The sequence below is a fragment of the Paenibacillus sp. J53TS2 genome (assembly GCF_018403305.1).
Lineage (GTDB): Bacteria > Bacillota > Bacilli > Paenibacillales > Paenibacillaceae > Fontibacillus > Fontibacillus rhizolycopersici.
The window spans coordinates 170,261-184,987 of record NZ_BOSK01000007.1 but is presented as its reverse complement, the minus strand read 5'-3'; the positions used below and the strand labels follow the sequence as shown (position 1 = coordinate 184,987).

The 14,727-nt window shown below is 53.9% G+C and carries 10 protein-coding genes; 7 read left to right on the top strand and 3 right to left on the bottom strand.

Annotated elements, in window-relative coordinates; all coding sequences use genetic code 11:
- The first annotated feature begins 169 nt into the window (after positions 1-169).
- The gene (locus KJS42_RS16545) at positions 170-382 is read left to right on the top strand and encodes a twin-arginine translocase TatA/TatE family subunit (protein WP_280516410.1); all 213 of its coding nucleotides are present in this window, start codon (positions 170-172) and stop codon (positions 380-382) included.
- 122 nt (positions 383-504) lie between these two features.
- Here KJS42_RS16545 and KJS42_RS16540 read toward each other — a convergent pair whose 3' ends face one another.
- Positions 505-1,464 (bottom strand): MraY family glycosyltransferase, encoded by a 960-nt coding sequence (locus KJS42_RS16540; protein WP_193415846.1) that lies wholly within the window; start codon positions 1,462-1,464, stop codon positions 505-507.
- Positions 1,465-1,665: 201 nt separating this feature from the next.
- Here KJS42_RS16540 and KJS42_RS16535 point away from each other — a divergent pair, with 201 nt between their 5' ends.
- Together KJS42_RS16535 and KJS42_RS16530 are read left to right on the top strand one after the other, a co-directional pair.
- Positions 1,666-2,049, top strand: coding sequence for a DivIVA domain-containing protein (locus KJS42_RS16535; protein WP_155606412.1), 384 nt, complete (start codon positions 1,666-1,668; stop codon positions 2,047-2,049).
- A 254-nt stretch (positions 2,050-2,303) separates the two neighbouring features.
- A complete protein-coding gene (locus KJS42_RS16530; RefSeq protein WP_155606413.1) occupies positions 2,304-2,768 on the top strand; it encodes a Dps family protein in 465 nt (154 codons plus the stop codon).
- A 75-nt stretch (positions 2,769-2,843) separates the two neighbouring features.
- Here KJS42_RS16530 and KJS42_RS16525 read toward each other — a convergent pair whose 3' ends face one another.
- On the bottom strand, positions 2,844-4,541 hold the full coding sequence (locus KJS42_RS16525; RefSeq protein ID WP_155606414.1) for a methyl-accepting chemotaxis protein: 1,698 nt from the start codon (positions 4,539-4,541) through the stop codon (positions 2,844-2,846).
- Positions 4,542-4,697: 156 nt separating this feature from the next.
- Here KJS42_RS16525 and thpR point away from each other — a divergent pair, with 156 nt between their 5' ends.
- Positions 4,698-5,267, top strand: coding sequence for an RNA 2',3'-cyclic phosphodiesterase (gene thpR / locus KJS42_RS16520; protein WP_213623495.1), 570 nt, complete (start codon positions 4,698-4,700; stop codon positions 5,265-5,267).
- On the opposite strand, the gene KJS42_RS16515 is transcribed toward thpR, so the two are convergent.
- Positions 5,264-6,445: an MGDG synthase family glycosyltransferase gene (locus tag KJS42_RS16515; protein WP_213623494.1), complete on the bottom strand. Its 1,182-nt coding sequence runs from the start codon at positions 6,443-6,445 to the stop codon at positions 5,264-5,266. The two genes, thpR and KJS42_RS16515, sit on opposite strands and share 4 nt — an antisense overlap.
- Before the next feature lie 307 nt (positions 6,446-6,752).
- Here KJS42_RS16515 and KJS42_RS16510 point away from each other — a divergent pair, with 307 nt between their 5' ends.
- From KJS42_RS16510 to gltB, 3 genes are all read left to right on the top strand, one after another.
- Positions 6,753-7,340 carry a TetR/AcrR family transcriptional regulator gene (locus KJS42_RS16510; RefSeq protein ID WP_155606417.1) on the top strand — a complete coding sequence of 196 codons (588 nt, stop codon included), beginning with the start codon at positions 6,753-6,755 and terminating at the stop codon, positions 7,338-7,340.
- A 53-nt stretch (positions 7,341-7,393) separates the two neighbouring features.
- Positions 7,394-9,583: a YhgE/Pip domain-containing protein gene (locus KJS42_RS16505; protein WP_213623493.1), complete on the top strand. Its 2,190-nt coding sequence runs from the start codon at positions 7,394-7,396 to the stop codon at positions 9,581-9,583.
- 502 nt (positions 9,584-10,085) lie between these two features.
- Positions 10,086-14,684, top strand: coding sequence for a glutamate synthase large subunit (gene gltB, locus KJS42_RS16500; RefSeq protein WP_213623536.1), 4,599 nt, complete (start codon positions 10,086-10,088; stop codon positions 14,682-14,684).
- The last annotated feature ends 43 nt before the right edge of the window (positions 14,685-14,727 follow it).

The following is a 14,727-nucleotide window of genomic DNA, read 5'->3' as shown; positions in this document are numbered from 1 at the left end:
CTCCTTTGCAATACATGATGACACAGCATATGCCCAGAGAAGGGAATTGGTTTATGGGGCGAGCGATCCTCTTGTCCGCAGATAAAGCCGATACTGGCGATAAAGGGTTTCCATTACCTCCAATAAAGTAGTATAATGACCACAAAGATAATGTTTGGGAGTGATAAATGTGCTTGAAAATTTGTTGCGTCCGTCCCATCTGTTGCTTCTAGTGATCGCGGCGCTTTTACTATTTGGTCCCAGCAAGCTTCCGGAACTGGGCCGTAGTTTCGGCACGATGCTCAAGGAATTTAAGAGAGGCGCACGCGGAGATATCCTCGAAGACGAGAAGCCGCAAGCCGCGGAAATTCAATCAGCCGCGGAAACGAATAAATCTTCTTAACGCCAGTAGATAGGACGCCTTCGGGGGTCTTTTTTTTTTGAGGTTCCAAAGCAAAAAAACGCGTGCCTACGGGAAGAAACCCGAGCACGCGTTTGTTGCTTGAACGGCTTAAGTGCCGATCGTTATACCTGGAGCAGGAGAAGAATGATGGAGGATAGTCCCAGACAAGTACTGATGAGGTACAGGAACATGACGACCTGCTTCTGATTTAGCCCTGCCCGGAGCAGCCGGTAATGCACTTGGCTGGCATCCGCCACATAAGGCGATTTCCCCTGCAGCATCCGTTTGATGACAACGAACAGATTATCGAATATCGGTACGCCGAGGGCGAGCACCGGGATAAACAAAGACAAGATCGTCGCTTGTTTAAAGGCACCGTCCAGTGCGATCACTGCCAGCATAAACCCAAGGAAGGTCGCTCCGGCATCCCCCATAAATACTTTCGCCGGCGGCTTGTTATACCGCAGGTAAGCAAGCGTCACCCCGATGAGGGCGATCGATAGCATGGCGGAGTTGGTTTGTCCTTTGGTCAACGCCACCACAAACAGCGTTACTGCAGAAATGGCGGACAATCCCCCGGCCAAGCCATCCAATCCGTCAGAGAAGTTGATCACCGTAGTGACCCCAAAGATCCACAGGATGGTCAATACGAACTGGAGCCATGCGGGAAGCAGGACGTAGTCGCCGCTAAATGGATTAACGAAGCCGCTAAAGGTGATACCTGCCGCATAAACCAAGACAGCCGCAGATACTTGCACGATCAGCTTGGGCAGCGCGGGAAAATCCTTGCCTTTTGTCTTGTACCAGTCATCGATCGTACCGATGGCCAGCAGCAGCACGCCGCCAGCAAACAACGCGCCTGTCTCCCAGGAGAAGTTGCGCGTAAACAACAGATACGAGGCGAAGAACCCGGCAAATATGGCATAGCTTGCCGTTAGCGGGATCGGCTGGCGATGGATTTTGCGCTCGACGTCCGCACGGGGTTTGTCCACGAAATCGAGGCGGAAAGCCAGCTTACCGAGCGGCGGAATCAGAAAATACACAATCAGAAACGATAACAAAAAAGTTAATAAGTATAAAATCGTTACTCACCACCAGATGTTAGACTCAGCTAATGACTATTATAGAAAGAAATTCGGACATTGTCGAATACTTGTATCACTCGCTGCATACCGTGAAGATGAACGGAAGGCCAAAAATGTGGTACATTATAAAAGATACGATTGCTTTTGCAAGGAAAACGCGTTTTATAACCTTTTTAGGCAGGTACGGAGGGATTTGGAATGCAAGACGAATACGCGCGCAAACTGGAAGATCAAAAAAGCCTGTTTCGGCAACTAGGGATCAAACTGGATGCGCTCTCCATTCATGAAAAAGATTTCGACGCCAAGATGCGGGGCTACGATAAGGAGGAAGTCGACCGATTCCTGGATGACATTATCGTCGATTACGAGCGCTTCTACGATATCATTACCGATCTGCTGGACAAATATAAAGAAATCCAGCGTCGGCAAGCCTATTGGGAAGAGGAAAAGAAGGCGATGGCTGCCCGCAAACCACAGTTTGATCTGGAGAATGCGGTGGACCGCAGACTGGTGGAGGATGGCATTCGCCAAATGGAAAGAAGCTTGGAGCAGTTTAAGCTGCATATCCGCAGCGAAAGATAATACCAAAGGACCGAATCGGACGATTTTTTCCGGTTCGGTCCTTTGCATATCAAGGATGAAAGAGGTACAGAATAGACCTGATGGTTTTTGGAATTTCATGTGATGTTCATGAAGCAAGTGGTTGCATCTCTGAAAGCGGAGTGGTATGATATAAACAAGATTTAGATTTAGTCTAAATTTAAAGCATTTCAATCAGGAGACCCATTAGACGGATTGCACTTCAAATTTTGATATGGTGAATGGAGGAAATAACGATGGCAAACCAAACAATGACACAAGCGGATCAAGAACTGCAAAAACAACTGAACCTGCAAATCGCAAACTGGACGGTAATGTACACGAAACTGCACAATTTCCACTGGTTCGTGAAAGGCCCGAACTTCTTTACGCTCCATGAGAAATTTGAATCCTTCTACAACGAAACGGCAGGTTATATCGACGATATCGCCGAACGCCTGCTGGCAATTGGCGGCACACCCGTGGCAACCCTGCGCGAATCCCTTGCACTTGCCAGCATTTCCGAAGCGAGCGGCAAGGAGTCCGCGGATGAGATGGTGGCTGCCGTGATCGCTGATTTTGAGAAATTGGGCAGCGAACTGAAGGATGGCATGGAAGCAGCGGCAAGATCGGAAGACGAAGCGACCAGTGACCTGCTGCTCGGCATTGTATCCGCGCTCGAGAAACACCGCTGGATGCTGAATGCTTATCTTGGCAAATAAGACTTGATGGTTATAGAAAGACCTTGCCCAAGCGAATGAAGGCTTGTTGGGCAAGGTCTTTTTGCTATTGTTGGGTCAAATCACTTTGAAGCGTTCGATCAAGGTGTGTAGCTTGTCCGACAAGCCGGAAAGGAAGCTGGCTGAAGCGTCAACCTCCTGCATGGCGGCCAATTGCTCCTCAGAGGCTGCCGACATGTTCTGTGCGCTGATTGCCGTATCGCCCGCAAAACGAACAATTTCTTCAATGGATTGCACCAGTCTTTGCGAGTGATCGGACAAGTGGCGAACGCCTTCACTGACATCGGCAATCGACTCCGCGGTGTACTGTGCTGAGGTTTGGATGTCTGCAAAGGAGGCTCCGGCGCTTCGCACCAGCTCGGAGCTGCGTTTCGTTTCGCGTACGGTCACATCCATCGCTTCTCCGGTGAGTTCCACCCGTCTGACGATATGGGCGATGAGTTCGGCAATTTGCTGCGCCGAAACGGCGGAACGCTCAGCCAGTTTACGGACCGAGGAAGCAACGACGGCAAATCCGCTGCCGTATTCTCCAGCTCGGGCCGCTTCAATCGAAGCGTTTAACGCAAGCAAATTCGTCTCAGCTGCAATATCGGTCATAATATCGAGTATACTCTGCACCTCTTTGGAATGGGTGCCCAGCTCTTCGATGATTGCGGAGAGGTGAACGATTTGGGCTTCCATCGTCGCCATCTGCTTCACGCCTAACTCAATAGCCTGTCCTCCGTGGTTGGATGCAGCGGAGACCTGCTCGGCTGATTCAGAGACCCCTTCGGCATGACGTGCGATATGCTTGATCTGTTCGGACATCGCGCGAAGCATCGCCGACCCGGATTCCAGGTTTTGCTGCTGCAGTTCTGCGCCTTCGGCAAGAGACAAGGTGATCCCTACAGTTTGCTCGCTAGCCTTCCCGGTTTGTTGTGCGCTGGCAGATAGCTCCTGCGAGGAGGAAGCGACCTGCATCGATGTATCGTTGACTTCGGTGATCAACTGTCGCAAGCTGCCAACCATCATCGCGAAATTGCGCGTCAATTTGCCGATCTCGTCTTGGCTGCTAAGAAGGTGCGTCTGAACGGTCAAATCTCCGTTAGCCACTTGTTCCACATGCCGGGATAGCGTTTCGAGCGGACGAATCATTCGGTGGATAAAGAAATACACGAATATAACCGCGGCAAGCAGGACGCCCCCTCCGATAAGGAACGGAAGGAGCAGGATGTCGCGCGTTCGTTCCCCAATGATGGACGCGTCAAAGTTGATGACCATTAATCCGACGATCTCTTGATTCGGATCGTGATTTTTGTAGATGGGACCATAGCCGCTAAGCAGCTTCACACCGTCATAAGAATACACCTTCGTATATACGGAATGTTTCATCTGGAGAATCATGTCCCTATCCTGCGCGCTGAAATAAAAAGCATCTCCGGCTTTGTATCCCCGGCTTTGGAGGTTCTGATCGGCGGCGAGAATGGTACCGTCGAGTGACATCAGGAACACTTCTTTGAATAGCGGTTTATGTTCGACCGTCCAGTTTAGCCGCTTTTCGAGCTCCGCAAGGCTGGTACGGTCTCCTTCAGCGAGCTGTGCGATCGCTTCTGGATCGACGAGCCCGGTCGTGATATTGGCACAGCCCACGGTTTCGATTCCGACCGATTTTTCCACCTGGCGGTACGTCATCTGATACCCAAATAACCCGATCAGCGAACCGATCAGGATAAGAAGTCCAATCAGTACAGAGGTAATTTTTTGTGCAAAGCTCATATTCCATCTCCCGTCAATAAGGCTTGATGACTGTATATGTAAGTAGCACTAAGACACATTATATAGAGAATAAATTTGCGGGATGTAATCAATCGCACTTCAGTTTGTCGAAAAAAATGAATAAATTGAGAAAAATATCACAGTAGGTGACAATCGATGTCAGGAAATGATGAAAAATGGAGATTGTTTATCGCGGTGCCCCTTCCACTGGAGGTAAAACAAAAACTCGAGGCATGGTGTAGAGAGCAACAGGCATTCCTTCCATTCAAAAAATGGGTGCATGCCGGGGACTATCACATTACTGTTCAGTTTCTGGGTGACACTTCGCCGAAACGTCTAGATGAATTAACGGCTTCAATCGAGCGGGCGGCAAAGGGGGCGACTCCATTTGGCTTGCAAGCGATGGGGATCGGCACCTTTGGACGGCCGTCAAGTCCCAGCGTGCTTTGGGCCGGCGTACGCGGAGAGATAACTGAGCTGGAAAGCCTGCATAGCAAGGTTACTTCGGAGAATCGTTCTCTCGGCTTTGAGCCGGAAGAACGGCGATTCAGCCCGCATATTACGCTGGCTCGGAAGTTTCGGGAGGAAACCCAAATAGACCCGCAGAGTCTGCAGGCCTTATCAGCGGATTTCGGCCACTGGACGGCTGATCGGTTGGTCATCTATCGGACGCATATGCATGAGCGCCCGATGTACGAAGTGGTCGGGACGGCGGAGTTGGGTTAGTTGGCCCGCTGTTCAGCAGGGCCGGCCGTTTGCAGACGTACGCGGGCCGGGGCGACGATCGGACGGAGCAAGTTGATGACGGCTCCCGCGCAGAGGTCAGGTCGATAGCCGCTTTGCCGCGCTGCCGATTCCGGCACGGTCCGGTCGCCTGCGGCGTGCCGGTCACAGATGGCTTCAAACCAGACGTCCAAAACGTTCGGAGAATCCAGCTCGGCGCCAAACCCGCGCTTAACAAAATATTCGCGGTTCTTTTCCTCCTGGCCGGGGATCGATTCGAAGAACAACATCGGAATGCCTTTGGCCATCCCCTCGGTACAGGTCATTCCGCCAGGTTTCGTAATGAGAAGATCGGAGGCGTCCATCCATTTGCCGATCTCCCGCGTAAATCCGATCACCTTGATATTCGGGTGCTGAAGAGCGGGGTGGGCTCGCAGTTTCGCGGCGAGCTTCTCGTTACTGCCCATGCAGCAGACGATCTGGATTTCCTCGCGCCAGGCAGCCAGTTTCGCTAATAGCTCCTCACTAAACAGCAATCCCCACCCGCCACCCATCACGAGGGCGGTCGGCATATTTTTCAACCCCAAATCCTCCCGGGCGGACGCCTTCTCTTGCTTGCTCCAAAAATCCGGGTGCACGGGAATGCCCGTGACCTGTATCTTGTAAGGAGCCACGCCGCGCTGGACGAGCAGTGCCTTGACTTCGGGCGCGGAGACGAGATACTGGTCCACGCCGGGACTCATCCAGGAGCCGTGGGCATCATAGTCTGTGATCAGCGTGCAAAGCGGCACGTCCAGGCCGGCGGCCAGCTTAAGGTAGGAAACGATGGCGCTCGGGATCGGATGCGTGCAAACGATCAGGTCGGGCTGAAGCTGCGCGATGACGTCGGCTGCGTGCTGATAGAACATTTTGTGCAGAGCCAAACGGGTAAACCGGCTTACCGGTTTCTCGTACTTGTGTTTATAAAATAAGCCAACTAACGCGGGGCTGGTATTTACCGTCATCCGATAGGCGGAGAGAATCAATGGCGCCACGGTTGGATTCAAAAACGAACCTAACTCCAACACCTTCGTCCGGATTTGCGGATCCATTCGTTTTAGCCCTGCTGCCAGCGCATGTCCGGCTTGTGTATGCCCGCTTCCGAAGCCTTCCGATAAGATCAACACTCTTCTTTTTCGCATCTTCATTTCACCTGCTTCCAAGATAGTTCCGTTTCATTGCCTCTGATACTAAGTTTATGTTGTTTATATGCTGGATTAAAGAGGCTCCGGACGGGTGAGCCGACTGGACTTAGGTCGGGGGGACGGCAGGGGGAGTCGAGGCGTGGGACAAGCAAATGAAAACAAATGAAAAAAACTGAAAAAACAGCTTGCATTTCGGATACGGGAGGAGTAAAGTAGGGAATGACCAAATGACCGGAATTGAATTTTAGTCATTTTCGGCCGATATAATGAGAATCGACAATTCCAACGCAGGGAGGTGACAAGGATGGCTGTGGTAGATCGCCGTAAACTCGTAATCGAAGCGGCAGAGAAGTCCTTTGCTTTATTCGGCTACAAAGCAACGACGATGGACCATGTGGCGAAAATTGCAAATGTGGCCAAAGGAACGATCTACACCTTCTTCACGAACAAGGAGGAGCTGTTCGATGAAATTTTGCGTTCCGTCATCACGGAAATGAAGCGGGTCATCGAACCGGAGATTGACGAGGAGAAGACTTTCTTCGAGAACTTGCACCGAGCGATGGATGCGCTGCTGGAATTCCGCAGCGAGCATGAGCTCCTAATCAAGTTATCCCAAGAGGTGCGCGATTTCGGAACTCCGAAGGCCCGGGAGGGTTTGGAGCAGATCGAGAACGCGATTCTGGAGTATCTGGAGCGTCATCTGTCTCGGGCCGCCAGACGGGAGGAGATTCGCCCGTTTGATCCTAAGCTGGTCGCTTTTGTCGTGTTTAAGCTGTATATCGCGATAACATCGGACTGGAACAAAAACAATGAGCCTTTGAGTAAAGAACAAATCAAGGAGTTTATCCGCGACTTTCTAGCAGGAGGCTTACTTCTGCCGGCGAGAGCATAAAGGAACCGATCAACTATTAGAGAAAGAAGCCACCAAGGGGAGAGAAAGCAAAAATGAAATCATTAAGCGTATTTTTCAAGGATATGGGAGCCACCTTCAAGAATCCTAAAGTGTTCATCCCGATTCTTGTTGTGCTGTTCATTCCCGTTCTGTACAGCGGCATGTTCCTGACGGCCTTCTGGGATCCATACGGGAAGATGAACGAGCTGCCGGTTGCGGTGGTGAACGAAGACCAAGGGGCACAATACGAGGGAAAAGAACTCAAAGCCGGTGAGGATCTTGTAACCGAGCTGAAGAAAAGCGACGATTTTCAGTGGGAATTCGTCACTCACGAGCAAGCAGAAACCGGAATGAAGAACAACGACTACTACATGACCATCGTGATTCCGGACAATTTCTCGTCGCAAGCGACCACGCTGATGGATGAGAATCCAACGCCGGCACAGCTGATCTTCGAACCGAATGAGGGCTATAACTTCCTCGCGGCGCAAATCGGCGGCACGGCAGTCAAGGAAATCAAATCGAAAGTTTCCGCCAAGGTGACGGAAGCTTATACGGAAACCTTGTTCGACCAAGTGGAGAAGATTTCCGGCGGACTCAGCGACGCCGGCAGCGGTGCCAGCACCCTGAACGATGGGGCGGCCAAGCTTGACGACGGCACGAAGAAGCTGAAGGAGAATCTAGCCAAACTGGTTGATGGCACGATGAAACTGGAGAATGGCGTTGCACCATTGGAGAAAGGCACGCAGTCACTGTACCAAGGCATCAATGAGGTCAAAACCGGGGCCAGCGGCTTGGCTAGCGGTTTGACGCAGTTGGAAGCGGCAAATCAGCAGTTGGAGAATGGGGCCAAAGAGGCGCATCAAGGCGGCACGCAGCTGCAAGCAGGGCTTCAGTCGTCACTTGAAGGCGCGAAGAAGCTGCAAGCTGGCCTAGAAGCGTCCGAGCAAGGCAGCGCCCAACTGCAGACCGGTTTGGAATCGTCGGTTCAAGGCAGCGCGAAAGTGGCTGCGGGCGCTAACAGCGTTGCGCAAGGCCTGGAGCAGCTCGCCCAATCGAATCCAGAACTAGCGAAGAGCGCTGCGGTGCAACAGCTGGTCGCGGCCAGCAAGGCAGTGGCCCAAGGCAGTGAACAGCTGCACCAAGGCAACCAACAGCTGCTGCAAGGCAGCCAAAATCTGCATAGCGCCCAGCAACAACTGGCCCAAGGCGGTCAACAATTGGCGGCGGGCCAAGAGCAACTGCTGCAAGGCGCGACGCGGTTGAATGCAGGACAAGAGCAGTTGGCAAGCGGCCTTGAACTGTTTGGCAGCAAGCTTTCAGAAGCGAAGGCCGGTGGACAGAAACTCGCGAGCGGTGCCGGACAACTTAGCGCTGGCGCGAAACAATTGCTTGGCGGCGTCGAGCAATTGTCCGGTGGCGTAGGCACGCTGGCTGACGGCTCCAAGCAGTTGGACGCGGGTGCCGGCGAGTTGAAGAACGGCATGGATCAACTGACGGAAGGTTCGGGCGAGTTGGCTTCGAAGCTGACCGATGCGGCAGAACAAACGTCCGGCGTGAAGAAAACCGACGCGCTTGTGAACATGTATGCTGAGCCGATTGAAATCAACGAGCAGAAGGTCAACGAAGTGCCAAACTACGGGACCGGATTTGCTCCATACTTCCTGTCGCTCGGTCTGTTCGTCGGGGCGTTGATTTCGACGCTGGTCGTACCGGTACGGGGAACCTCGGTGGCGGAAGCCAGCGGCTGGAACCGATTCGTGAGCCGTTCGATGGCTTTTGCAGGGATGAGCCTTATTCAGTCCCTACTGGCCGTCGTCCTGGTCTTGTACGGACTGGGGCTTGAGGTGAAGAGTGTTCCGCTCTTCTATTTGTTCGCCTTTATCACCAGCTTGTGTTACATGTTCATCATTCAAGCGCTGGTGACCTGGTTGGAGAACCCGGGACGGTTCTTGGCTATCCTCATGCTGATCTTCCAATTGACGACCAGCGCCGGGACATTCCCGCTCGAACTGATTCCGAACTGGATGAAAGCCTTCAACCCGATCCTGCCGATGACGTACAGCGTCAAAGGCTTCAAAGCGGTCATCTCAACCGGCGATATGCCGATCGCTTGGGAGAACATCGGCTTGCTGGCCGCATTTGGCGTCGTATTCCTGGCGATTACGCTGGTGTACTTCATGCGCCATGAACGCAGTGCGGACGTTAGTCCCGAAGCCAATCTGAGCGTCCAATCGCATTAATCGTAATTATATCGAAATAAAAGATCCGCTCTCCGGATATCCGGTGGGCGGATCTTTTTGCATTGGGCATGCGCTGCCGTCAGGTTGATGGTCTTTATCGAACGCTTTGCACGATTATCCCGAATGATCAGGACACAGGGTCACCGCCCCCCCCTAAGGGGAGAACATGCGAGGGGGAAAAAGCAACACTTTCCCTTCACAGGATTTCACGTCTCCCCCCTTAATGAAAGGGATAATGGTGCAAACAGCCAAGCAGGACAACAATCCGGCTTCATTTGGTGACGCTTTCGAGGCAAAATCGCCCTGTCATGGCCTGAAAGTTCTAATCAATAGTGCAAAATAAAGAGAATATAATGCAAAAACAGACGTGACATTTTCCGTTAGAATAGTAAGAAAGATTGATCCGGGCTTATCCGGCACTGTGTCGTGGCATGAAGAATGATCTATATATATTCGCTTATGATGTTTGAACTACCTCTAAATAGAAAGGTTGCGTCAGATGATGAAACATACCGTTATACCTCCCAAGCAAGGACTTTATGATCCCGCTTTCGAAAAGGACGCTTGCGGCATGGGCTTCGTGGCCCATATCAAAGGGAAAGCCTCCCATGATATCGTCAGCCAGGCGCTGACCATGCTAGCGAATATGGAACACCGGGGGGGGCAAGGCAGCGAACCAAACTCGGGGGATGGAGCAGGTATTTTACTGCAAATCCCGCACCGTTTTTTTGCCGCCGAAGCGACAACACTTGGATTCTCTTTGCCGGATGCGGGACAGTATGGCGTTGGCATGCTGTTCCTGCCCTATGACGAAGCGGCTCGGGCCAAACAGGAGGAGGAGCTCGTGCGGATCGCCGAAGCGGAAGGGCAACGGGTCCTCGGTTTCCGGACGGTGCCTACTAGCGACGAGACGCTGGGGCATTCGGCCAAAGCGGCGAAGCCGTTCGTTCGTCAGGTATTCATCGGGCGTTCCGCGGATCTCCAGGACGATTTGGACTTTGAACGCAAGCTCTATGTGATCCGTCGCCGGGCTGAACTTGCGATCCGCTACAGCGGCGGAGAACATGGGGATGCTTTTTACGTATCCAGCCTGTCTTGCCGCAAGGTCGTGTACAAGGGGATGCTGACGACAGAGCAAGTGGGGCAGTTTTACTTGGATTTGCGGGACGAGACACTGGAATCGGCGATCGCGATGGTGCATTCACGCTTCAGCACGAATACGTTCCCAAGCTGGGAGCGGGCGCACCCGTACCGCTTTATGATTCACAATGGCGAGATCAACACGCTGCGCGGCAACGTGAACTGGATGCATGCTCGTCAGTCAATGTTTAAGAGTGAGGCATTTGGAACCGATTTGGAGAAGGTTAAGCCGATTATCAATCCGGACGGTTCAGATACCGCAATGTTCGACAACACCTTTGAGTTCTTGTATCTAAGTGGACGCTCCTTGCCGCATGTGGCCATGATGATGGTGCCTGAACCGTGGGTCGGCCGGGAGGATATTGACCCGGATAAAAAGGCGTTCTACGAATATCACAGCACGATGATGGAACCATGGGACGGGCCTGCGGCGATGGGCTTTACCGACGGGATCCAGATCGGAGCCATCCTGGACCGGAACGGCTTACGTCCGTCGCGTTATTACGTGACGAAGGACGATCTGATCGTCCTCTCCTCGGAGGTCGGCGTCCTCGATATTCCCGCGGAGGATGTGCTTTACAAGGACCGTCTGCGTCCAGGGCGGATGCTGCTAGTCGATACGAGGGAAGGAAGAATCATTTCCGATGAGGAAGTGAAATCGGCGATCGCTCGCGAGAATCCGTACCGCGAATGGTTGAATGAGCACCTCGTCGAGCTGGAAGACCTGCCGGAAGCCAAAGAGCTGCCGCTGGAAAGCCATGAAGACATTGCGCGACGCCAAATGGCGTTTGGCTATACGTATGAAGATCTTCGGAAAGTGCTTGAACCGATGGCCTTAACGGGTCAGGAAAATATCGCTTCGATGGGCTATGACGCGCCGCTCGCCGTATTGTCGGAGCAGCCCCAGCGGTTGTACAACTACTTCAAGCAGATGTTCGCACAGGTCACGAACCCGCCGATCGATGCGATCCGCGAGGAGTTGGTCACCTCAACCGCAACAACGATCGGGCCGGAGCGCAACCTGCTTCAGCCGGAACCGGAGAGCTGTCGGCAAATCCGGCTGGATTCGCCAATCTTGTCCAATGAGGATTTCGCGAAGATCCGCCATCTGCATCGGCCAGGCTTCAAGGCGATCACGATTCCGATTCTGTTCCCGGCCGCTGAAGGGGCGGAGGGGCTGCGCAAAGCGCTGGATACATTATGCGAAGCGGCGGATCGAGTTATTGCCAAAGGCCACAATATACTAATCTTGTCCGACCGTGATGCGGATGCGGAGAACGCGGCCATTCCGGCACTGCTTGCGGTGTCCTGCCTGCATCATCATCTCATCCGTGAGGAGACGCGGACCAAGGTTAGCCTGCTGCTGGAGTCGGGCGAACCACGCGAGGTGCATCATTTCGCGTTACTGCTCGGCTATGGCGTTAGTGCGGTGAATCCGTATCTTGCGTTCGAGACGCTGAAGGATATGATCGGTCAACGTATGCTGCAGGGAGTTTCGCATGACAAAGCGGTGTACAACTTCATCAAGGCGGCTACCAAAGGGGTCGTCAAAACGTTGTCCAAAATGGGGATTTCAACGATCCAATCGTACCGTGGGGCGCAAATTTTCGAAGCGGTTGGCCTGGAACCCTCGTTCGTAGACCGTTATTTTACCTGGACGCCGTCGCGGATTGGGGGCATCGGCTTGAAGGAAGTGGCGGCCGAGACGCTGGCCCATCATTACCGGGCGTTCACCGATAAAGACGGCGGCGACAAGGTGCTGGATTCCATCGGGGAATATCAATGGCGCAGCGGCGGGGAAGAGCATCTGTTCAACCCACAGACGGTGCATTTGCTTCAACAGGCAGTCCGGACGGGCGACTACCCGCTGTATAAGAAGTTCGCCGCACTGGTGCAGGGGGAGAATAAGAAGCATTTGACCTTGCGTTCCTTGCTGGAGCTAAAACCGGTCGGGCCGAAAGTTCCGCTGGAAGAAGTGGAATCGGCGGCATCGATCATGCGCCGTTTCAAGACAGGGGCCATGTCCTTTGGTTCGATCAGTAAGGAAGCGCACGAGACGATTGCGATTGCGATGAACCGGATCGGCGGGAAGAGCAACACCGGCGAAGGCGGCGAAGATCCCGCGCGCTATGTGCCGGACGCGAACGGCGATCTGCGCCGTAGCGCGATCAAGCAGGTTGCTTCGGGGCGCTTTGGCGTTACGTCCAACTATTTGGTGAATGCCGACGAAATCCAGATCAAAATGGCCCAGGGGGCTAAGCCGGGCGAAGGCGGCCAACTGCCAGGCCGCAAGGTGTATCCTTGGGTGGCGGAAGTGCGCGGATCGACGCCGGGTGTCGGCCTGATCTCGCCGCCGCCGCACCATGACATCTATTCGATCGAAGACTTGGCGGAGCTGATCTATGATCTGAAGAATGCTAATCCACGGGCCCGCATCAATGTGAAGCTGGTCTCGGAAGCCGGTGTCGGAACCATTGCCGCCGGCGTGGCCAAAGGCCGTGCCGATGTCATTCTGGTCAGCGGTTACGATGGGGGAACCGGGGCCTCGCCGCAAAGCTCGATCCGCCACGCGGGTCTGCCTTGGGAGCTGGGTCTGGCCGAAACGCATCAAACGCTGATGTTGAATAACCTGCGTGACCGCGTCGTACTGGAAACAGACGGCAAGATTTTGAACGGCCGCGACCTTGCGGTTGCCGTACTGCTCGGTGCCGAAGAGTATGGCTTCTCGACCGCACCTTTGGTGGCGGTTGGCTGTATCATGATGCGCGTCTGCCATCTCGATACGTGCCCGGTTGGCGTTGCGACGCAAAATCCGGAGCTGCGCAAGAACTTCACCGGGGATCCGCAGCACGTCGTCAACTTTATGACTTTCGTGGCCGAGGATTTGCGCGAATGGATGGCCGAGCTGGGCTTCCGTACCCTGGAAGAGATGATCGGACGCACTGACTGCTTGGATTCGGTTAAGGCGGTCGATCACTGGAAGAAGCAAGGCATTGATCTCAGCTCGCTACTGCATATGCCGGAGCTGCAGGAAGGCAGCAGCCGCTACTGCACGAAACAGCAGAACCATGGGCTGGAGGAGACGCTCGATATGACGCAACTGACGCGGTTGGCCTTACCCGCGTTGGAGCAGGGAGAGGCCGTCAGCGCTCGGCTTCCAATCTGCAACGTGAACCGGGCGACCGGGACGATCGTGGGCAGCGAAGTTACCCGCCGTTATGGACAACAAGGACTGCCAGAGGATACGATCACGTTCCATTTCGAGGGCTCGGCTGGCCAAAGCTTTGGGGCGTTCGTACCGAAGGGCATGACGCTCACCGTTGACGGCGATGCCAACGACTACACCGGGAAAGGGCTGTCCGGCGGCAAGGTGATCGTGAAGCCGTCGCCGCGCGCCACGTTTGCCGCTGAGGAGAACATTATTATCGGTAATACGTCGTTCTACGGTGCGACGAGCGGAGAGGCATACATCCGCGGTATTGCCGGGGAACGGTTTGCCGTTCGGAACTCCGGCGCCAACGTCGTTGTTGAAGGCGTCGGCGACCACGGCTGTGAGTATATGACCGGCGGACGCGTCGTCGTCCTTGGGGGAACAGGTCGGAACTTTGCCGCCGGGATGTCGGGCGGGATCGCTTACGTGCTTGACGAGAGCGGAGACTTCGCCAGCCGCTGCAACCTGGAAATGGTGTTGCTGGAAGCGGTGGAAGATCCGGCGGAAGCGGATCAACTGCGGACGTTAATCAGCCGTCATATCCTCTACACGGACAGTTCGGTGGGACACCGTGTGTTGGACCGGTGGAACGAGTACCTGCCGAAGTTCGTCCGCGTCATTCCGAAGGACTATAAGCGGATGCTCGAGCAGATTCGCAAAGTTGAGGATGAAGGCCTGAAAGGTGAGGCCGCGCTGCTGGCTGCCTTTGAAGCAAACGCGCGCGAGTTGGCTCGAGCCGGCAATAATTAAATTGAATGTAACCTCAAGAAGGTGAGAACCGCCCCGTTTGTCT

Excerpts from the sequence above, each read along its gene's own strand:
- KJS42_RS16535 (WP_155606412.1), top strand. The coding sequence starts at position 1,666 with ATGCAAGACGAATACGCGCGCAAACTGGAAGATCAAAAAAGCCTGTTT.
- KJS42_RS16530 (WP_155606413.1), top strand. The coding sequence starts at position 2,304 with ATGGCAAACCAAACAATGACACAAGCGGATCAAGAACTGCAAAAACAA.
- KJS42_RS16525 (WP_155606414.1), bottom strand. The coding sequence starts at position 4,541 with ATGAGCTTTGCACAAAAAATTACCTCTGTACTGATTGGACTTCTTATC.
- thpR (WP_213623495.1), top strand. The coding sequence starts at position 4,698 with ATGTCAGGAAATGATGAAAAATGGAGATTGTTTATCGCGGTGCCCCTT.
- KJS42_RS16515 (WP_213623494.1), bottom strand. The coding sequence starts at position 6,445 with ATGCGAAAAAGAAGAGTGTTGATCTTATCGGAAGGCTTCGGAAGCGGG.
- KJS42_RS16510 (WP_155606417.1), top strand. The coding sequence starts at position 6,753 with ATGGCTGTGGTAGATCGCCGTAAACTCGTAATCGAAGCGGCAGAGAAG.
- KJS42_RS16505 (WP_213623493.1), top strand. The coding sequence starts at position 7,394 with ATGAAATCATTAAGCGTATTTTTCAAGGATATGGGAGCCACCTTCAAG.
- gltB (WP_213623536.1), top strand. The coding sequence starts at position 10,086 with ATGAAACATACCGTTATACCTCCCAAGCAAGGACTTTATGATCCCGCT.